The 19,343-nt window shown below is 70.0% G+C and carries 17 protein-coding genes and 1 pseudogene; 9 read left to right on the top strand and 9 right to left on the bottom strand.

Annotated features, from left to right (window positions below; all coding sequences use genetic code 11):
- The 4 genes from ADK57_RS18115 to ADK57_RS18100 all read right to left on the bottom strand — a co-directional run bounded on the left by ADK57_RS18115 (position 1) and on the right by ADK57_RS18100 (position 4,611).
- A complete protein-coding gene (locus ADK57_RS18115) occupies positions 1-1,413 on the bottom strand; it encodes an aldehyde dehydrogenase family protein (RefSeq protein WP_053750512.1) in 1,413 nt (470 codons plus the stop codon).
- Positions 1,410-2,288, bottom strand: coding sequence for an SDR family NAD(P)-dependent oxidoreductase (locus tag ADK57_RS18110; RefSeq protein ID WP_053750511.1), 879 nt, complete (start codon positions 2,286-2,288; stop codon positions 1,410-1,412). Before ADK57_RS18110 ends, ADK57_RS18115 begins: the two co-directional genes overlap by 4 nt.
- Entirely contained in the window at positions 2,285-3,631 is a 1,347-nt protein-coding gene (locus ADK57_RS18105; protein WP_199830610.1) for a flavin-containing monooxygenase, read from the bottom strand. The genes ADK57_RS18110 and ADK57_RS18105 overlap by 4 nt, the downstream gene beginning before the upstream one ends.
- A gap of 272 nt (positions 3,632-3,903) precedes the next feature.
- The gene (locus ADK57_RS18100) at positions 3,904-4,611 is read right to left on the bottom strand and encodes a TetR/AcrR family transcriptional regulator (RefSeq protein ID WP_053750509.1); all 708 of its coding nucleotides are present in this window, start codon (positions 4,609-4,611) and stop codon (positions 3,904-3,906) included.
- 159 nt (positions 4,612-4,770) lie between these two features.
- Here ADK57_RS18100 and ADK57_RS18095 point away from each other — a divergent pair, with 159 nt between their 5' ends.
- The 3 genes and pseudogenes from ADK57_RS18095 to ADK57_RS51285 form a co-directional block, all read left to right on the top strand.
- Positions 4,771-6,294, top strand: a complete 1,524-nt coding sequence (locus ADK57_RS18095) for an APC family permease (RefSeq protein ID WP_053750508.1) — start codon at positions 4,771-4,773, stop codon at positions 6,292-6,294.
- A 45-nt stretch (positions 6,295-6,339) separates the two neighbouring features.
- Complete coding sequence (locus ADK57_RS18090) at positions 6,340-8,007, top strand: amidohydrolase (protein WP_053750507.1); 1,668 nt, start codon at positions 6,340-6,342, stop codon at positions 8,005-8,007.
- A gap of 105 nt (positions 8,008-8,112) precedes the next feature.
- Positions 8,113-8,295 (top strand): annotated as a pseudogene (locus ADK57_RS51285) (IS5/IS1182 family transposase); the annotation flags it as partial.
- A gap of 162 nt (positions 8,296-8,457) precedes the next feature.
- Here the strand turns inward: ADK57_RS51285 and infA are convergent.
- The 3 genes from infA to ADK57_RS50475 form a co-directional block, all read right to left on the bottom strand.
- Positions 8,458-8,682, bottom strand: a complete 225-nt coding sequence (gene infA / locus ADK57_RS18085) for a translation initiation factor IF-1 (RefSeq protein WP_010981942.1) — start codon at positions 8,680-8,682, stop codon at positions 8,458-8,460.
- Positions 8,679-9,470: a GNAT family N-acetyltransferase gene (locus ADK57_RS18080; RefSeq protein ID WP_053750506.1), complete on the bottom strand. Its 792-nt coding sequence runs from the start codon at positions 9,468-9,470 to the stop codon at positions 8,679-8,681. Before ADK57_RS18080 ends, infA begins: the two co-directional genes overlap by 4 nt.
- Before the next feature lie 203 nt (positions 9,471-9,673).
- A complete protein-coding gene (locus tag ADK57_RS50475; protein WP_078973199.1) occupies positions 9,674-9,895 on the bottom strand; it encodes a transposase in 222 nt (73 codons plus the stop codon).
- Between the two features lie 369 nt (positions 9,896-10,264).
- Here ADK57_RS50475 and ADK57_RS18070 point away from each other — a divergent pair, with 369 nt between their 5' ends.
- Positions 10,265-11,479: an MFS transporter gene (locus tag ADK57_RS18070; RefSeq protein ID WP_053750504.1), complete on the top strand. Its 1,215-nt coding sequence runs from the start codon at positions 10,265-10,267 to the stop codon at positions 11,477-11,479.
- Between the two features lie 302 nt (positions 11,480-11,781).
- Here ADK57_RS18070 and ADK57_RS18065 read toward each other — a convergent pair whose 3' ends face one another.
- Complete coding sequence (locus ADK57_RS18065) at positions 11,782-12,510, bottom strand: spermidine synthase (protein ID WP_053750503.1); 729 nt, start codon at positions 12,508-12,510, stop codon at positions 11,782-11,784.
- A gap of 116 nt (positions 12,511-12,626) precedes the next feature.
- A complete protein-coding gene (locus ADK57_RS18060; RefSeq protein ID WP_053750502.1) occupies positions 12,627-14,312 on the bottom strand; it encodes a ribonuclease J in 1,686 nt (561 codons plus the stop codon).
- 475 nt (positions 14,313-14,787) lie between these two features.
- Between ADK57_RS18060 and ADK57_RS18055 the strand changes: the two genes are divergently transcribed.
- The 5 genes from ADK57_RS18055 to ADK57_RS18035 all read left to right on the top strand — a co-directional run bounded on the left by ADK57_RS18055 (position 14,788) and on the right by ADK57_RS18035 (position 19,337).
- Entirely contained in the window at positions 14,788-15,795 is a 1,008-nt protein-coding gene (locus tag ADK57_RS18055) for an ArsR/SmtB family transcription factor (RefSeq protein ID WP_053750501.1), read from the top strand.
- 116 nt (positions 15,796-15,911) lie between these two features.
- Complete coding sequence (locus ADK57_RS18050) at positions 15,912-16,385, top strand: hypothetical protein (protein WP_053750500.1); 474 nt, start codon at positions 15,912-15,914, stop codon at positions 16,383-16,385.
- Positions 16,386-16,616: 231 nt separating this feature from the next.
- A complete protein-coding gene (locus ADK57_RS18045) occupies positions 16,617-17,192 on the top strand; it encodes a dihydrofolate reductase family protein (RefSeq protein WP_053750499.1) in 576 nt (191 codons plus the stop codon).
- A 292-nt stretch (positions 17,193-17,484) separates the two neighbouring features.
- Positions 17,485-19,023 carry a C25 family cysteine peptidase gene (locus ADK57_RS18040; protein ID WP_053750498.1) on the top strand — a complete coding sequence of 513 codons (1,539 nt, stop codon included), beginning with the start codon at positions 17,485-17,487 and terminating at the stop codon, positions 19,021-19,023.
- A gap of 41 nt (positions 19,024-19,064) precedes the next feature.
- Positions 19,065-19,337, top strand: coding sequence for a hypothetical protein (locus ADK57_RS18035; RefSeq protein ID WP_234390273.1), 273 nt, complete (start codon positions 19,065-19,067; stop codon positions 19,335-19,337).
- Positions 19,338-19,343 lie beyond the last annotated feature (6 nt).

The following is a 19,343-nucleotide window of genomic DNA, read 5'->3' as shown; positions in this document are numbered from 1 at the left end:
TCAGCGGGTGCGGATCCAGATCGTCTTCTCCCTGGTCCACTGGCCGAAGGCGTCGGTGGACTTCTCCACTCCCCCGAATCCCGACTGCTTCCAGCCGCCGAAGGGGGTGGTGATGTCGCCCTCGCTGTAGGCGTTGACGGAGACCACGCCGGCCTCGATGCCGCGGGCCAGCCGCAGCGCGGTATCGAGGTCGCGGGTCCAGACCGAGGCGGCGAGACCGTACTCGGTGGCGTTGGCCCTGCGTACCGCCTCGTCCTCGGAGGTGAAGGTCTCGACGGTGACGACGGGACCGAACAACTCCTTGGTGAGGACGTCGCTGCCGTCGGGGGCTCGGGTGATCACGGTGGGCGGGTAGTAGGCGCCGCGCGAAGGCAGCCCGTGGGGCAGTCCCCCGGTGTGGATCTGGGCTCCGCCGGCCCGGGCGGCCTCCACGGCTCCCGCGACCCGGTCGAAGGCGGTGTGGTTGATGAGCGGCCCCATCTGCGTGCGCGGGTCGGCCGGATCACCGATGACGAGCTCTCTCGCCGCAGCGGTGAACCGCTCAAGGACCTCCTCGGCGATACTGCGGTGAACCAGAACCCGGGAGCCGGCCGTGCAGTTCTGCCCCATGGTCAGGAACGCGGCCTCGATCATGTTGTCGATGAGCTCGTCGCCGTAGGAGAGCGCGTCGGCCATCAGCACCTGGGGGCTCTTGCCGCCCATCTCCAGCGAGACCCGCTTGAAGTTGCTCTCGGCGGCGTCCTTGAGGATGCGGCGGCCGGTCGCGGTGGACCCGGTGAAGGAGAGCGCCCCCACGAGGGGGTTACGGGCGAGGGCCGCCCCGGCCTCCTGGCCGTACCCGGGCAGCACCGTGAGCACCCCGTCGGGAAGGCCTGCCTCGGCTGCGAGAGCGGCCAGGTGCAGGGCGGAGCGCGGGGTCGCTTCGGCGGGCTTGACCAGCAGACAGTTGCCGGCAGCCAGGGCCGGTCCGACCTTCCATGCGGCCATGGCGAGCGGGTAGTTCCACGGCAGGATCGCCGCGACGACCCCGACCGGCTCACGGCTCATGAGACCGAGAGCGTCGCACCCACTCGGCGTGACCCGGCCGAAGACCTTGTCGGCCGCCTCGGCGAACCAGCGGATCGACTCGACCGCGCCCGGTACGTCGCCCGTACGGCACTCCGTGATCGGCTTGCCCGCGTCCTCGCTGTCCAGCCGGGCAAGGATCTCCGCGTCGCGTTCCATCAGGTCGGCCAGCCGCAGCAGCACCGCACCGCGCTCCCGGACCGGCAGGTGCGACCACACCCCGGCGTCGTGGACCTGCCGGGCCTGCTCGGCGGCCTTGGCGACGTCGTCGGCGCTTGCGGCGGGCAGGGTGGTGATCGGCTCCCCGGTGGCGGGGTTGACGACCTGCAGCATCTCGTTCGTGGTCATACTTCCTCCACCAGCTCCCAGCGCCCGTCGGTCTGGCGGGCCAGTCCGCGCCGGCGGAGTTCCTCCAGGTAGCGAGCCATGCCGCGGTCACCGCGCTTGCGGAACAGCGGGAAGGCCCGGGGCAGCAGGTTCGGCATGAGCATCGCGAACCGCACCAGACGGGACTCACCGGGCCGGGGGTAGGCCTCCAGCCGGGGCTTGTCCAGCAGGCTCACCACGGCCGCGACGACATCGGCGGGCTGCTGCGGACGGTCCTGGAACTGCATGGAGTTCCCGCCGTCCACGGCTTCCTGACGCAGCATCCGGGTGTCGGTGGCCGACGGGAGCACCGACCCGGCCCGAATGCCCTTGCTCCTGAGGTCGAGCCCGATGGCGAGCATCGCGCCACGCAGCCCGAACTTGGAAGCGGTGTAGATCGGGGTCTCCCCCAGCGGGAAGACCCCACCGAGGGAGACCGTGGTGACCACCCGGGCGTCCCGGGAAGCCATGAGAAGAGGAATGGCGATCCGGGTCGCGACCAGCGGTGAGGTCAGGTTGAGGGTGATCTCCCGCTCGATGCTCTCGACGCTGCGGACGTCGAAGCGTTCCGCGCTGGTCATGCCCACGTTGTTGACGAGTACGTCGAGGCGACCGTGGTCATCGGCGACCACCTCGAACAGCCGCTCCACCTGGGCGCGGTCCATCAGGTCGCATCCGATGCCCGTATGCCCGGCGCCTGGCAGGTCCGCGGCCACCTTCATGGCGCGGATCCCGTCGATGTCGACAACGACACAGCGGGCGCCGCCGGAGGCGAAGCGGCGGCACAGCGCGCTGCCGATGCCGCCCGCGCCGCCGGTCACCAGCATGACCTTGTCGGTGAAGTCGAACCCGCTCATGCCGTCGCCTCCGCGGGCCGAAGGGACCGCACCCGCGGAGCCCGGCCCTCGGTACGCCAGCCCATCTCCCCCGCGACCTTGCCCAGGTACTTCACGAAGGCCGCGCCGTCGACGTAACCGGTGTGGCGGGGCGAGTCGACGAACTTCAGCCCGCCGGACAGATCCGGCCGGTCGGTGCGGATCATCCGGGCGAACCGCTCCGCGTTCGGCAGCCGGTGCCGCGCGTCATGGATGTACCCGGCGATCAGCTGCGCCTGTGAGTCGAAGAGCTGGTACGCACCGGAGTTGGTCTCGATGAAGCCGATGCCGAACAGGCCCTCGTGCTCGCGCGAGAACGACGACAGGTACAGGTCGGGGTGCTGTTCGTCGCCGAAGTACCGCTGCGCGACCGGCACTTTGTGGACGTAGCCCGTGGCCAGCAGGACGAGATCGAAGTCGTCGCTCGTGCCGTCGGTGAAGTACACGCTCCTGCCCTCGGTGCGGGCGATCCCGGGCCTGGCGGTGATGTCGCCGTGCTGGAGGTGGTGGATCAGCATCGAGTTGATGGCCGGGTGGGTCTCGAACAGCTTGTGGTCCGGCTTCGGCAGCCCCAGCCGCGTCGGGTCGCCGTTGATGATCCGCAGGAGAGCACCGAAGACCCGCTGCGCCAGCCACATCGGCAGGTGCGGCCCACTGCCCGCGATGGTGTCCACCGGCCGGCCGAACAGGTGCTTGGGGATGAACCAGTACCCGCGCCGCATACTGATCACCGCGTGGTCCGCGGTCCGGGCCGCATCGCAGGCGATGTCGCACCCGGAGTTCCCCGCCCCCACGACCAGGACCCGCTTGCCCCGCATTTCCTCCGCGCTGCGGTACCCGACGGTGTGCCGGACCTCCCCGCTGAACTCCCCCGGCAGCTCCGGGATGTTGGGGTGCCACTGCGAGCCCGTACACACGACGACCTGCCCGTGCACGCTTTCCCGCCCGTCGGCACGGGTGACCGTCCAGGTACCGTCCGCGTTCTTCTCGACGTTTTCGACCTCGACGCCGAACTCGATGCGGTCGGTCAGTCCGTAGGCGTCCGCGAAAGACCGCAGGTACGACAGGATCTGCCGGTGGGGCGGGTAGTCAGCGAAGTGGTCGGGCATCGGGAACCCGCCGAATCCCGACAGGGTCCTGCTGGAAATGAAGTGGGCCGACTCGTACATCGGGCTGCCGGGATTGTCGATGTCCCAGATGCCGCCGGGCCCGGTGTGCCGCTCCAGGTGCGTGTACGGCAGGTTCCGCTCCGCCAGGGCCCTGGCGACCGCCAGCCCGGCGGGTCCCGCCCCGATCACACACGTATCAAACTGGCTTTCCTTCACGGGCTGCCTCCTCGTTCGTCCCGCTTCACGGGCGTTGGAGGAAACGTATTCACCGGCCGTTCAGCGGGAACTGACCTGCGCGGCCACGGACCGGACCTCAGCGGCCGCGCGACCACGGCACCCGTCCGCGGTGGAGACAGACTTGTTCGTGCGACTTGTTCGTGCGACTTGTTCATGAGACTCGGTCGGCATGACGCAGGCATGGCTCGTGTCGGTACCCGCCGGGTCTTGTCAGTCTGTTCCTGTCCTTGTGTCCCGAACGTGTCCCTACCTCAGCGGCCCGAACCCCGCCTCGCCGGGGCGCGGGCCGCCAACGCCTCCAGCAGCAGGTCCACCGCCTCCTCGAAGGAGTTGTCCGCCATCCCGGGCAGCTCACGGCGTGCCGCGGTGAGCGCCGGGTACGCCACCGGGTCCAGACCTTGGTAGACGTCCCTCCACGCCCCCTGATCGGCCTCGCGCTGCTGCCGCGGGAGCGCCTGGAACGCCGCGTCCGCGGCAGCGTGGCTGAGCACGGTGTCGATGAAGGCCAGATAGAGCCGTGCGGCGCGGGCCGGTTCGAAGCCCGCGGACAGCAGTAGGCCGATCCCTGTCTCCACGGCCTGGATCTCGTTCTTGCGCCGGGTCACCCGGTGCGCGGCCATGGCGGCGGCCCGGGGATGGGCGAGGTATCCGGCGCGGACCCGCAGGGCCATCTCGCGCAGCGAGGCCACCCAGTCGTCTCCGGGGACGAACCCCGCCATCGCGTCGCCGATGATCCGGTCGGCGATGGCGAGCACCATGTCGTCGGTGTCGTGGAAGTAGCGGTACAGAGCGGTCGGGTCGCAGCCCAGTGCTGCGCCGAGCCGGCGCACGCTCAGCGCCTCGGGACCGTGCTCGCCGATCAGCCGCAGGGCGGTCTCGACGATCAGGTCTTCCGACAGCAGGACCCCGGAGCGGGTGGGCCGCCGGCGTCTGCGCTCCTGTGGGATACGGGTGGCCATCACCGGGTTCCTCTCGTCCACGCCGACCGGGCACTGCGTACCGTCCAGTGAACGGCCACCGGGCTCCTTACGTCAACAGGGTTGACGGTATGCGGACGACAGCTGTTCCATCGCATTCCCGCACGGCTCTTCCCATCCCTCGTCCCCGAGGAGCCCTTCATGTCGTCCGCACCTCCCCTGTCATCCCCTCCGAGCCCGTCCGCCGGGCCCCGCCCGGCCCTGCGCCGTTCCCTCGGCGTCGTCGACGGCGTCGCCATCGCCGCGTCCAGCACCGCGGCCACCACCAGCATCGCCATCGGCATGGGCACGATCGCGACCATCGTGGGTCTTCAGGCCCCGGCGCTCCTGCTGCTGGCGTTCCTGCCGGTGCTCGGCATCGCTACCGCCTACGCCCGTCTCAACCGCTCGGAGCCGAACTGCGGCAACGGCTACGTGTGGGTCGGCAAGTCCCTCGGCCCCTGGCCCGGCTTCCTGACCGGCTGGGTCACCCTGGTCGGCTCGATCATCTTCTGTGCCTACACCAGCGCCATCATGGGCTCGGTCGTCCTGATCCTCGCCAACAAGGCCGGCCTGCACAGCCTCGCCGGCATCGCCCTCGATCCGGCGTCCACCGGCGTCAGCACGGCGGTCGGGCTGGTGCTCCTCCTCGCCCTCACGGCTCTGGCCCTCACCGGGATGCGGGCCACCACCCGGTTCCAGTTCGCCCTGCTGGTCTTCGAGTACACGGTGCTGCTGGGCTTCTGCGGCTGGGCCCTGGTCACCGGTGACCACGCCTTCTCCCTCTCCTGGTTCAACCCCTTCGAGATCCCCGACGGCACCGCCTTCGCCCAGGGCATGGTTCTCGCGGTGTTCTTCTTCTGGGGCTGGGACGCTGCCTTCAGCGTCACCGAGGAGACGAAGAGCCCGGGCGACTCGGCCCGGGGAGGCCTGATCGCCCTGTTCGCCATGCTCGGCCTGTTCCTCTTCGCCTCGGTCGCCTTCCAGCGGGAGATGAGCCTGGCCGAACTCGTCAAGAACGGCCCCCAGGCCCTCCCGTACCTCGGGCAGAAGCTGGCCGCCGAGCCCTGGGCCACCCTGCCCCTGGTCGCGCTGATGTGCTCCGCGTTCGCCTCCGTGCAGGCCACCCTGATTCCCACGGCACGCGGACTGCTCGCCATGGGCCGCGACCGCACCATGGGACCACTGTGGACCCGCATCCACCCGCGGTACGGCACCCCTGCCGCCGGCACGGTCGTCGTGATGTCCATCGCCGCCGTGATCGCCCTGCTCGCCGTCGCGATTCCCAAGCTCAGCGACATGCTGCTGGCCGCCGTCAACGCCAGCGGCCTGATCGTCGCCCTCTACTACGGCCTCACCGCGCTCGCCTGCGCCGTGCGCTTCCGCTCCGCGCTTCGCGAAGGAGCACGCGAGGCGCTGCTCGCCGTCGGCGTGCCCGCCGTGGCCGGCCTGGTCCTGCTGGGCCTCGGCGGCTACCTCGGCTACTCGTACCTGACCATGAGCGACCACTTCGAACTCAGCCCGGACAACGGCTGGTTCATGTTCTCGCTGCCCGCCGGGATCATCCTCCTCGGCCTCGGCATGGCGGCCGTCGCCAAGTACGTCCGGCACTCGCCGTACTTCACGACGGGGCGCGGCACCGACGCCGAGGCCCTCACCCTCCCCATGGACCGCGCCGCGATCTGACCCTCACCTCTGTCAGCCCTCCCAACCCCCATGGAGTTCACCCCCATGTCGCATCCCCGGGTCACGGGACCGGCCGATCTCGTCCTCACGGGCGGCCCCGTGCACACCGTCGATCCCGCCCGCAGCCGCGCCACCGCCGTGGCCGTGCGCGGCGGGCGGATCGCCGCCGTCGGCCACGCCGAGGTGCACGAGCTGATCGGGCCGCGCACCGAAGTCGTCGACCTCGCCGGGAAGCTGCTGCTGCCCGGCTTCCAGGACGCCCACGTCCATCCGCAGGGCGCGGGCATCGAACTCGGCCTGTGCCATCTCGGCGACACCATCGAGCCGGCCGAGTACCTGCGCAGGATCAAGACGTACGCGGACGAACACCCGGACATCGAGTGGATCACCGGTGGAGGCTGGTCCCTTGAGGCGTTCCCCGGCGGCTCCCCCACCGCCGCCGCCCTCGACGCGATCGTCCCGGACCGTCCCGTCTTCCTGCCCAACCGTGACCACCACGGCGCCTGGGTCAACAGCCGGGCACTGGAACGTGCCGGCATCGACTCCCGCACCCCCGACCCCGCCGACGGCCGGATCGAGCGCGACGCCGAGGGAAACCCCACCGGGATGCTCCAGGAGGGCGCGGTCCACCTCGTGGGCCGACTGGTGCCGGACCCCACACCGGAGGAACAGCTCGCCGCCCTGCTGCGCGCCCAGGCCGTACTGCACTCCCACGGCGTCACCACCTGGCAGGACGCCATCGTCGGTACCTACACCAACATGACCGACCCGGCGCCCGCCTACCTGGCGGCCCTGGACCGGGGCCTGCTCACCGCCCGCGTCGTCGGCGCCCTGTGGTGGGACCGCGAGCGCGGCGCCGAGCAAATCCCGGAACTCGCCGCCCGCCGCGAGGAGCTGAGCGGGGGCCGGTTCCACGCCACCACCGTGAAGATCATGCAGGACGGCATCACCGAGAACCACACTGCCGCCATGCTCAGCCCGTATCTGACAGGCTGCGGCTGCGCCTCGGACAACAGCGGAATCAGCTTCGTCGAACCGGGAGAGCTGAGGAAGTACGTCACCGAACTCGACGCGCTCGGCTTCCAGGTCCACTTCCACGCGCTCGGCGACCGCGCGGTGCGCGAGGCCCTCGATGCCGTGGAGTCCGCCCGCACGACCAACGGCCACCGCGACACGCGGCACCACCTCGCACATCTCCAGGTCGTGCAGCCACCCGACGTACCCCGTTTCCGCGCCCTGGGCGCGAGCGCCAACCTGCAGATGCTGTGGGCCGCCCACGAACCGCAGATGGACGAACTGACCCTGCCCTTCCTCGGCGCCGAACGCGGCGCACGGCAGTATCCCTTCGGCGATCTGCTGCGCGCGGGCGCGACGCTGGCCGCGGGCAGCGACTGGCCGGTCAGCAGCCCCGATCCGCTCCAGGCCATCCATGTCGCCGTCAACCGAATCGCACCCGACGCACCCGAGGGCACTCCGGCCTTCCTCCTGGAGCAGCGCCTCGACCTGGGTGCCGCCATCGCCGCATACACGGCGGGCAGCGCCTATGTGAACCACCTCGACGGCACCACCGGCAGCATCACTGTCGGCAAGTCGGCCGATCTCGTCGTCCTCGACCGTGACCCGTTCGCAGGCCCGCCCGGGGATATCGCCGCCACCCACGTCCTGGAGACCTTCGTCGACGGGCGACGTGTCCACGCGGCCCCCGACGCCTGAGCCTCGGTCCACCAAGGAAGCGGGCGACCCGCGTGGTCGACGACGAGGGAGACCGGCGCGGTCGGGCACAGCCTGCCGGTCGCAGACGAGGCGGATCCTCGATCCGTGCTTGCCGCGACCGGTGGGCTTTGGCCGCGACGGGTGGGCTTCGGCCCTTTCAGGCGGCCCCCAGCAGGCCCGCGGCCGGTGCCGGACCGGCTGTGCCTGCAGGGCATCCTGTACGTGCTGCACAACGACATCTCCTGGCAACTGCTGCCCCTGGAGCTGGGGTTCGGCTCGGGCCAGACCTGCTGGTGGGCGCCACGGTCGCCGCGGGGCGCGGCGCTGGCCGCGGTGCGGCGGCTGGAGCGGTGGCCGCCGCGGCCGTGCGAGCCAGCATCGGGGCCCCGGTCACGGAAACGCCGTGACCGGGGCCCCAGGATCAGCTACCGCGGAAGGTGCCGACCGCCGCTAGTTCCGGTACCGGAACACGATCCGGCCGCGCGTCAGGTCGTACGGCGGGAGCTCCACCAGCACTCGGTCTTCCAGCATGATCTTGATGTAGTTCTTGCGGATCTTCCCGCTGATGTGCGCGAGCACCTGGTGGCCGTTCTCGAGCTCCACGGTGAACATGGCGCTGCGCAGGCACTCGACGACCTTGCCCTCGACTTCGATGACGTTCTTGTTCTTCGTCATCGCACGAGCTCCAGGTTGCTGCTCATCGGCCGGGCGCCGATGCCCTCGAACAGCGCCGAGGCTGCCTGGTTGGACTCGTGGACTTCGGTCCAGGCCGCGGCGAACCCGGAGCCGTGCAGCGTCCCCAGCGCGTGGGCCAGCAGCGCCCGCGCGATGCCGCGGCGCTGCTCGCCGGCCCGGACCGCGAGCAGCCCGATGCGCGGCCGGTTCACCGTCACCACCCGGATCAGACCCAGGTAGCCCTCCGGCGCCGCGGCCACCGCGTACTTCGACGGGTCGACGATGGTGTCGCCTTCGGGGCGGCGAATTACCTCCGCGGGCATCGACTGCCACCCGACGGTCGCCTCGACTTCGTCACGGATCGCGCGGTCCACCGCCCGCAGCAGAGGCTCGTCCGCCTGACCGGCGGGCACGACCGTCACGCCCGAAGGCGGCAGGACTGCTTCGAGCCCTGTGACCCGCGGGTCGGTCGGTACGACGTACTCCCACTCGCGGCGCCGGATCGTGAAACCGGCCCGCCGCCAGCCGGCCCTCAGCTCGACGTCGGCTTCGTCGACCACCGTGTACAGCGGCGCCGGCAGTTCCGCCAGCATCGCCTCGGCGAGCCGGTCGAAGGTGGCGTCGTGCCAGGCGTCGATACTGACGAACAAGCGTCCGTCGGGCCGGTGTTGCGCATGCCCGCGGCCGACCACCAGGTCGTCATCCAGTGCATGCCATTGCCTGTCCGCGACGCGCGTGATCATCACCGCGTTCTCGCTCAGGCCAGATGTGAAAGGCTTCGTGTTCATCGGAGTCTCCTTAGGAGTGCCTCGATCTCAGGCGCTCCTGGCGACACCGAACGTCAGCCGCCGGACCGTGACGGGTTGAGGGAGCACCCATGGGTAACTGTGTTCACGGGGCTCACCTCCATACGACGACTTCACGGTCCACCGCGAAAGTAGCAGCGGGGCGCCGCCTCGCTCAAATCATTTCCTATGAGCTCGTAACGCGATCATGATCCGGTCTTCTTGAGGCGTCTCCAGTAGATGAGGTTGCAAGCCAACGAGACGAAGTAGTCGGGGAGTTCGATACGTCGTTCCCAGCGGATCGCGAGGCGTTTGAACTGGTGGAGCAGGGCTAAGTTCTGCTCGACGACGTAGCGGAGCTTGCCAAGACCCTTGATGTTCGGGGAGCCCTTGCGGGACATCACCGCCTGGACGCGTCGGCGTCGCAACTCACCGCGCACAGCCTTCGAGTCGTACGCCTGCGGGTCCAGTCGAGCTCGCCGGCCGCGTTGAGCTCGGCGAGCAGGATCCGGTGCAACCGCTCGAAGACTCTGCCCGCTGCCAGCGGGCCCGGCGCCGCCAGCAGGTCTGCCGGACCCGAACCCCGGCTCCAGCGGGAGGAGTTGCCGGACGAGGTCCTGGTGCAGGACGTACAGGATGCCCTGCAGACTTGGACCGCGTCCTACGTGGTGAGGCGGACGAGCCGTTTGTTGCAGCAGACCGCGGCGGCAAGTCCGAGAAATGACAAGGTAGTTGCGAGGCTGGACAGGCATGGAAACGGGGAGCCTTCAGGCGGCTCCGTCCCCTAGTTTCACCCCATGGCCTCATCCGTCGGTCCTGAAGACGGAGTTGCCGAGGCGCGGCCGCGTCTGGTGACCCGCCCGCTGCTTTTGCGCTTCGTGACGGTCGTCGGCTCCTCGGCGAGCTTCTATTTGCTGCTGGCGGTCGTTCCCGCGTACGCGCAGAGCGCGCCGGGCGGGGGCAGTGACAAGGCGGGTCTGGTCACCGGTGCGCTGATGCTGGCCACGGTGGCCGGCGAGCTGATGGCCCCATGGCTGGCCGCACGCTGTGGCTATCGCGTGATGCTGGGGGCGGGGTTGTTGTTGCTGGGTGCTCCGGCCCTGGCCCTGCCCGTGTCGCAGACCATGGCGTCCATCCTGGCGGTGTGCCTTGTCCGGGGGCTCGGCTTCGCGTTCACCTTGGTGGCGGGTGGGGCGCTGACGGCGTCGCTGATCCCGCCCGAACGCCGCGGGGAGGGGCTGGCTCTGATCGGCGTCATGGCCGGTGTGCCGTCGCTGGTGGGCCTGCCGCTCGGGGCCTGGCTGGCATTGCACACGGGGTACGGGCCCGTCTGCTCGGTGGCGGCACTGATCGCCCTGGTCTCCATCGCCGCCGTCCCGGGCCTGCCCGGCCGGGAAGCGGCGTCGGGGCCGCCCCTCGGGATCTTCGCTGGGGCCCGTTCCGGCACGCTCGGCCGCCCCACGGCAGTGTTCGCGGTGACGGCAGTGGGCGCCGGGATCGTCGTCACCTTTCTGCCACTGGCCGTGGCGCCGGGCCATTCCGGCGTGGTCGCCGCGGCTCTCTTCGTGCAACCGGCCGCCGCGACCGCATCCCGCTGGTTCGCCGGTCGGCACGCCGATCGGCGCGGAGCCGCCGGACTGGTCGTGCCGGGGCTGGTCGCCTCGGCCGCCGGCATCCTCGTCGTTGCCCTCACGGGAGTCCCCGTTGCGGTCGTCGTGGGTGCGGCCGTGTTCGGGGTCGGCTTCGGTATCACCCAGAGCGCAACCCTCACGCTGATGTACTCCCGGGTCCCGGCCTCCGGGTACGGGACGGTGAGCGCCCTGTGGAATGTCGCCTACGACGCGGGTATGGGCATCGGCGCGGTCGGCTTCGGCGCGGTGGCCGGCTTGACCGGCTACCCCTGGGCATTCGTCCTGACCGCGCTCCTGATGCTGACAGCCCTCGTCCCGGCCTGGTGGGACCAGACGGCGCGTGCACACAACGTGCGACGACCGGGGAGGATCGGGCGGTGACGGAGGAGGGACAACGGTGAGCGATTACCTGCGCCCTCATCCACTACCGCAGGCTCCCCAAATGAGCGTCCATGTCCCGAAGCAGAGTCTGTACCTCGATGTGGATCTGCGTGCACAACTTCCGGGCCCGCGCGTAGGTCTTGTGCGTGACCACAGCCATGGCAGGCAACCATGAGGGTCAAGGCGATGGAGATCAGCGACCCGGGGGTAGGCAACGAAACCGCGCGTCAGGTCACGCAAAGCGGTCGGCGGACTCGGCCTGGCGAAGGCCGCCCTGCGTGACGATCGGCGTCAGACGTAGCTCAGTTCGCGCCGCCCGCTTTCCGTGCCACATAGATGGTGTTGGCCGAGGTTCCTCCTTGCAGTGGGTTGTTGAAGTCGACGACGTGGGTTTCCGATTCCGCGAAGACCTCTGCTAGGACGGAGCTGAACTGTTCGTCCGGCGGGTCGTTCGACCAGAGGGCGAAGACGCCATCGGGCCGTAGACGGCCGGCGAGGGCGCGCATGCCGGCGGGCTGGTAGAGCCTCGCGTGACGTGGGTGCAGCACATGGCGTGGCGAATGGTCCACGTCCAGCAGGATGGCGTGGAAGCGGCGTTCCGGCTCCCGGGGGTCCAGTCCGCAGGAGTCTTCGACCATCGCGAAGAAGTCGCCCTGGACCAGCCGGCAGCGGGGATCCGACGCCAGAGAGGCGCCCAGCGGGACCAGGTGGCGCTGATGCCACTCGATGACCTCGCCGAGTGCGTCGATGACGACCAGGGAGCGGACACGCGGGTCGTCCAGGGCGGCCTGGGCGGTGTAGCCGAGGCCGAGCCCGCCCACCGCGATGTCGAGGGCGGTGTCGGGCAGCTTCGCCAGGCCGAGCCGGGTCAGGGCGATCTCGCCCGCCGTGAAGAGGCTGGACATCAGGAACTCGTCCCCGAGCTTCACTTCGTACACGTCGTCGCCCCGTGCCGGGTCCCGTCGGCGCCGCAGACTGATGTCGCCCATCGCCGTCGGGCGCCAGTCGATCTCCTCGAAACGCGCGCTCATCCGTTCACCTTTCTGATGCCGACGATGCGTACGCCGAGCCCTGCTCTGCGGGCTCGGCGCTGTGCACTTCCCTGCCGTCGGCCAGAACAGGGACGGAAGTGCCGGTCCGGGAAGTGTCAGGCGTCGATGATGACGGGGATGATCAGTGGCTTGCGGCGGTAGGTTCGGAACGCCCAGTTCGCCACGGCGCGGGCGATGAGCTGTTCCAGCTGGTGCGCGTCGCCGACGCCCTCCTCGGCCGCGGTGGCCAACGTCTTCTCGATCACCGCAATGGCCGGTTCGAAGGTGGTTCCGTCGTGGACGAATCCGCGGGCCAGGAAGTCGGGGGCTTCGGCGAGGGAGCCGGTGTCGGCGTCGACGATCGCCACCACCGTGACCACGCCTTCCTCCGCGAGGGTGAGGCGGTCCTTCAGGGAGGCTTCGGTGGCGCCGCCGACTTCCATGCCGTCCACGTAGACGTTGCCCGCGGGCACCTTGCCGGTGATCGACGCGCGCCCGTCGACGAGGTCGACGACGACGCCGTCCTCGGCGATGACCACCCGATCGGGATCGACGCCGGTACGGATGGCCAGATCGGCGTTGGCCCGCAGGTGGCGCCATTCGCCGTGAACAGGCATGACATTGCGGGGCTTGACGATGTTGTAGCAGTAGACGAGTTCACCGGCACTGGCGTGCCCGGAGACGTGCACCTTGGCATTGCCCTTGTGGACGACATGGGCGCCCCACCGGGTCAGCCCGTTGATCACCCGGTAGATGGCGTTCTCGTTGCCCGGGATCAGGGAGCTGGCGAGCAGGACGGTGTCGCCCTTGCCGATACGGATCACATGGTCGCGGTTGGCCATCCGCGACAGCGCGGCCATCGGCTCACCCTGGGATCCGGTGCACACCAGGGTGATCTTGTGGTCGGGGAGCTTCTCCAGCTCCTTCATGCTGACCACCAGGCCGCGCGGAACCTTCAGGTAGCCCAGGTCGCGGGCGATGCCCATGTTGCGGACCATGGAGCGGCCCACGAAGGCGACCTTGCGGCCGTGCTGGTGAGCGGCGTCCAGGACCTGCTGGATGCGGTGCACATGGCTGGCGAAGCTGGAGACGATCACGCGACGTGGCGCGGTACGCAGGACCTGCTCGATCGCGGGGTTCAACTCGCGCTCGGAGACGGTGAAGCCTGGCACTTCGGCGTTGGTGGAGTCGGTGAGGAACAGGTCGACGCCTTCCTCGCCGAGGCGGGCGAAGGCGCGCAGGTCGGTGATGCGGTCGTCCAGCGGGAACTGGTCCATCTTGAAGTCGCCGGTGTGCAGGACCATCCCGGCACCGGTACGGATCGCGACCGCCAGAGCGTCCGGGATGGAGTGGTTCACTGCCACGAACTCGCAGTCGAAGGGCCCGAACCCGCGCCGGTCGCCCTCACGCACCCGCACCGTGCGCGGCCGGATGCCGTGCTCCTTGAGCTTGGCCTCCAGGAACGCCAGCGTCAGCTTCGAGCCCACGACGGGAATATCCCGACGCTCGCGCAGCAGATAGGGCACGCCCCCGATGTGGTCCTCGTGGCCGTGGGTGAGCACCACGGCAACAATGTCGTCCAAGCGCTCCCGGATCGAAGTGAAGTCCGGCAGGATCACATCCACGCCGGGCTGGGTCTCCTCGGGGAACAGCACCCCGCAGTCGACGATGAGCAGCTTGCCGGCGTGCTCGAAGACGGTCATGTTGCGGCCGATTTCACCGAGGCCGCCCAAGGCGACGACCCGCAGCCCTCCGTCGGGCAGTGGCGGGGCGGCTTGCAGCTCTGGATGCGGATGACTCATACCGAGACGTTACCGGAGAGTTGGAAGGAGTGATCCATTACCTGCGCGGTCTGTTCTTCTCGACGTCTGGTGCCACCCCCACGAGTGCCCTGGATCACCTGGCTGACACGGACGGCCGTGTACGTGATGTCCCTCGCCGGCCTTGGTGGGGTCGCCGGCCTCGGCGTAGACGGTCGCAGCCAGGGTGAGCCGCCACGCCGTGGTCAACGCCTTGCTCGGGTCGGTGCAGGTCACGGCGGTGACGCAGGCTGCGGCGGACCCGGCAGAGGGTGATCGCGATGCAGTTGGGTGAGCCGGCAAAGTGCCCGGTGTGTGGCCGGTTGGGTGGGCGGGGTGACAACTGCATGTCGGTTCCCGGCCGCGGGCGAAGGTGGCTTGTCGCGCGGTTCCCCACGCCCCTTTCGGGGCGCAAGCATCGAAGCAGTACCGCGCACTCGACCGAGGACCAGCCACCCATCGGAGCCCTGGAGCCCTCATGCTGCGAATCCACTTCACCCGCGAGGACGTCGCACGCGTACGCGTCGCCGCGGGCCCCGATCCCCTGTGGGAGATCACCAACAGCTTCCAGGCCCTGATCACGGAGGAGAACGCTCCGGTGTTCGGAGCGTGGCGGCGCCTCGTCCGGCCCCGGCTGCCCGCGACCAGCCGGATGCTCGCGCCACTGCTGCCGCCCCAGGGGTACTCACCCGACTTCCTCACGCCCGACCTGCGGGGCTGCTTCGATTTGGAGGGCGGGGTCGACATGGTGCTCAGCACGCCCCGGAGTCTCCTGCGCCGTGATCTGGCCCGGCTCACTGCCTCTCGCGACCGACCGTGGCCGGTGCCGACCGAGATCCGTGCCCTGGCCGAAGCGGACCTCACGGCGCTGCACCGATTACGCTCCGCCCTGCTCGCCTACCACCGGCACGCGCTTGCCCCCTTCTGGCCGCACATCCGGGCACTGGTCGACGCCGACCGTGCCCTGCGCGCCCGGGCCGTGCTGGAGGGCGGCACCGACGGGCTGCTGACCGGTTTCCGACCCGTCCTGCGCTGGCAGCCGCCGGTCCTGGAAGCCGACTATCCGGTCGACCGCGACCTGTGGCTCGGCGGACGAGGCCTGCTGTTGCAGCCATCCTTCTTCTGTATTCGAAGACCCGTCACGCTCGCCGACCCCGAGGTCCCACCTGTCCTCGTCTATCCCGTCCAACACACCCTCGGCTGGGCCACCCCGAGCCGCGGCACGCCGGAGCAGCACGCGCCGCTGGTCTCCCTCATCGGCCGTACCCGAGCCGCCATCCTGGAGGACGCCGTGACCGGCCGGACGACCAGGGAACTCGCCCAGCGGTTGCGAATCTCCGATCCGGCCGCCAGCTATCACACCGCCGTCCTGCGCCGGGCCGGCCTGCTGCTGAGCATGCGCCGCAGCAGGACCGTGCTGCACACCATCACCCCTTCGGGACTCGCCCTCCTCAACAGCCCGCGGAACACCGCACCTGACGTTTAAGCCACCCTTTCAACGTGTGGCGGGGCCACGGCGGCGACCGACAGCCTGGGGGACGGAAGAGTCACCGCGACCTTCCGCACCAGTCCAGCAACAGGGGGAAATTTATGGAACGCAGGATGAGCAGGGTCGCGACAGCCACCGCAGGGGTTCTCCTGCTCGCGGGGTCGTTGCTGGCCGGGACCGCTGACGCGGCTGACGGAACGCAGGGTTTCGGTCCCACCCTCGCGTGCAACGGGCTGGCCAGCCTGGACGACCCGACCACCGCGACCGGCGCCGGCACCGCAGTACAGGGGCCCGCTAGTTCGGTCGGCACCGCGCAGGTTCGGTACGGGTCCGTCAACGGCGTCCAGTACGGCTGGGCCCGCGCGCTGAACGGCGCGACCAACCGTTGGATCCGCTTCGAGGTGGACACCAACGGCGACCGAAACTGGGACTGCGGCTCGTGGTACGGGCCGCTCAACAGCACGAGATACTGGACGAGCGGAACTCAGACGAGCTCAAGCTCCAGCGTCGCGTTCCGGGCGTGCATCGTGCCCGAGGGGGTGCGCTGCGCCGACTCTGGCGCCGCTTCGGTGACGTCCTGGTGGTGACGGACATCCCCGCGCACTCCCGAGGCCCCCGTTCCGCCACCCGCGGACGGGGGCTTCCCGCACCTATGTGTCCAGTTGCGCGTTGACCTGTACGTGCGCCTGTCGGGGGCTCACCCAAGGCGTGACGAAGTGGAAACGCCTGCACAGCGCTGTGGCCAGTCCGACGGCGATGAGTTTCGCCGTGGTCTCGGTCTGTACCCACACGGATCAACCGCGCTCGAGGAGTACGACATGACCGCGACCTACACCTTCGACGTCTTTTCCAGCCTCGACGGCTTCGGCGCCGCCGGCGGCAACTGGACCGGCTACTGGGGGAAGCAAGGGCCCGAGTTGCTCGACCATCGCCTTGCCTTGTACGGCGAGGAGCAGCGGATGGTCTTCGGGGCCAACACGTATCGGGCATTCGCGCGGATGCTGGCCTCGAGCACCGACGAGTCCGAAGTGCGTGACCCATGGGTCACACGGATGAGGAGCCTGCCGGCAACGGTGGTGTCGACCACGCTGGAAGGGTCCCTCGACTGGCCGGATGCCAGAGTCGTGAGCGGCGATGCCGTCGACGTCGTCGCTCGGCTCAAGGAGGAGTCCGAGGTGCCGTTGCGCTCGCACGGCAGCCTGTCCATGAACCGGGCACTGATGGCCGCCGGCCTGGTCGACCGCTTGCAGGTGACGCTCTTCCCTGTCATCACCGGTCAGACCGGGCTGGACCCGATCTTCCAGGGTGCGGCCGACTTCGACCTGGAGCTGGTCGAGAACCGGACGCTCGACGGTCACGTCCAAGAGCTCATCTACCGACCCACCCTCCATTGACCTGTACGGACTCCTGTTCATGGTCAGCGGCCACGCGAAGCACGCGAACGTCGTGTTCACCCCCAGCACCCGCGAGGCGTTCGACGCCGACCTCGCCGACTCGCCATTGGCAAGGGCTCCGTCAAGCTCCCGTAGGGCCGGCCCGTGCCGGGCGACCTGCTGTGCCAGATGATTGCGTTCCGTACCCGCGAGCACGAGGACGACGGCGTGCGGCCTCTCTTGGCTCACTAAAGGAGACGACCCGGTCGCCAAAAGCGGCGATCCGGGCCCATCGAGGGACTAGCGTTCGGTCATGCCGTCCTCAGCTCGGGCCGGACCAGCGTGGCCGCCAGCCGTCAAAATCGTCCTGACTCATCTTGGCGCGCTGCGGCGCAAGCACGGCGCGCAGGGAGTCTCGCAAATCGCGGCTGCCGTCGCCGATCTCGCAGCGGCGGACGCGGCCCGCGGCGTCGAGACCCGGCTGGTCGCCATGGACGATGGGCGGCGGGCCCGGGGGCTCGGCGTGTCCCAGGTCTCGGACGCTGGGGACGTAGCCGCCGCCAAGGCGTTTGCCGACGCGGCCGCAGCCCGCTGGGAGCCCAGCTACATCCTGCTGCTCGGGTCGCCCGACGTCGTCCCGATGCCCGGGTTGGCGAACCCGCTGTGGACCGGCGACCCGCGCGCCGGCGATCCCGACGAGACCATCCCCAGCGACTTGCCGTACGCGTCCGACGCGCCGCACTCCACGGACGCCGGGACGTTCGTGGGCGCGACCCGCGTGGTTGGGCGGCTCCCCGACGGCACGGGGGCGCGAGGCCCGGCGCAGCTCCTTCGTCTGCTCGCGACGTCGGCCAGGCACCGCACCCGGCGGCGGTCGTCGTACCTGCCGGCGTTCGCGCTCACCGCGGCGGAGTGGCGCGGCTCGACGGCGGCCACCCTCACGAAACTCGCCGGGGACGCGACCGAGTTGCACGACGCGCCTCCAGATGCGCCGCCCTGGCCGGCGGCGCAGACCCGGCGCCGGTTGCACCTGGTCAACCTGCACGGCGCCGTGGCAGACCCGCGCTTTTACGGACAACGTGGCCGTTCCTTCCCAGTGGCGCTCGATGCGGCCGAGCTGGGCGGGGGGCGCCGGCTGGTTGAGGGGACGGTCTGTGCGGCTGAGTGTTGCTACGGCGGCATGCTGTTCGACCCGGCAGAGTCGGGCGGTGTCCGGGGATTCGCGGACACCTACCTGGCCGCCGGTGCCTATGGATACTGTGCCGCGACGAACGTTGCCTACGGCCCGGCCGATACCAACGATGCCGCAGACCTCGTGTGCCGCGCCTTCCTCCAGCACGTGTTGGCCGGCTGCTCCGTGGGACGGGCGATGCTGCAGGCCCGGCAGGACTACGCGTTCACGAAGGCCAGCCTCTCGCCCATCGACATCAAGACGCTGGCGCAGTTCACGCTTTTCGGCGATCCCTCGGTGCAGCCGATCGTGCGGCCGACCGCAGCGGTGGCCGACGGCGCGGCCGTACCGAAGGGGGCCCTGGCTGCCCCTCCGGGTGGGATCGCCGCCCGCCGCCGTCGGCTGGTGGCCAACGGCCGGGCGCTGGAGACGACGACCACGCGCGCGGCTTCGGTTCCCCGGGAGCTGAACCCGCGTGAGCGGCGGGTGATCGCAGAGTTGCTGCCGTCGGCTGAGGGCCGGGTATTGAGCTTCGACGTCATGGCGGCGGCGGCCGCCGTGGCCGGTCCTGGCGAACGCTTCCATGTTGCGCTCGAACGGCGGCCGAGCGGCCTGCGGGCCATCGTGGCGCGCGAAGAGGCCGGCCGCATGCAGCAGGTGACACTCCTGCGAGCCCGGTGAGCACCGGCGGCAACGAACCGGCCGAGTTCACCGGTCGGCTCATGCGCACCGACATCGCGCCGGGCTCGAAGAGCGAGCGCGAGGCACTCGTGCTGGAGACCGACGACGGCCGGGTGCTGTCGGTGCGCCGCCGCGGCGGACCGGCGTACGGCATTGACGAAAGCGTCGAGGGTGCGAGCCTTGCCGCCCTGGCCGCGGGCGGGGGCAGCCGGGTCGCGCTGACCGGCACGGTGCTCGCGGGCACCCTGCTCGCCGATGCCTGGCGGCCGATCGGGCTGCAGGGGGAGGCTGCACCGGACGATCCGCCGGAGTGACCGCGC

The sequence above is a fragment of the Streptomyces sp. MMG1533 genome (assembly GCF_001279775.1).
Lineage (GTDB): Bacteria > Actinomycetota > Actinomycetes > Streptomycetales > Streptomycetaceae > Streptomyces.
This window is presented reverse-complemented; position numbering and strand designations above follow the sequence as displayed.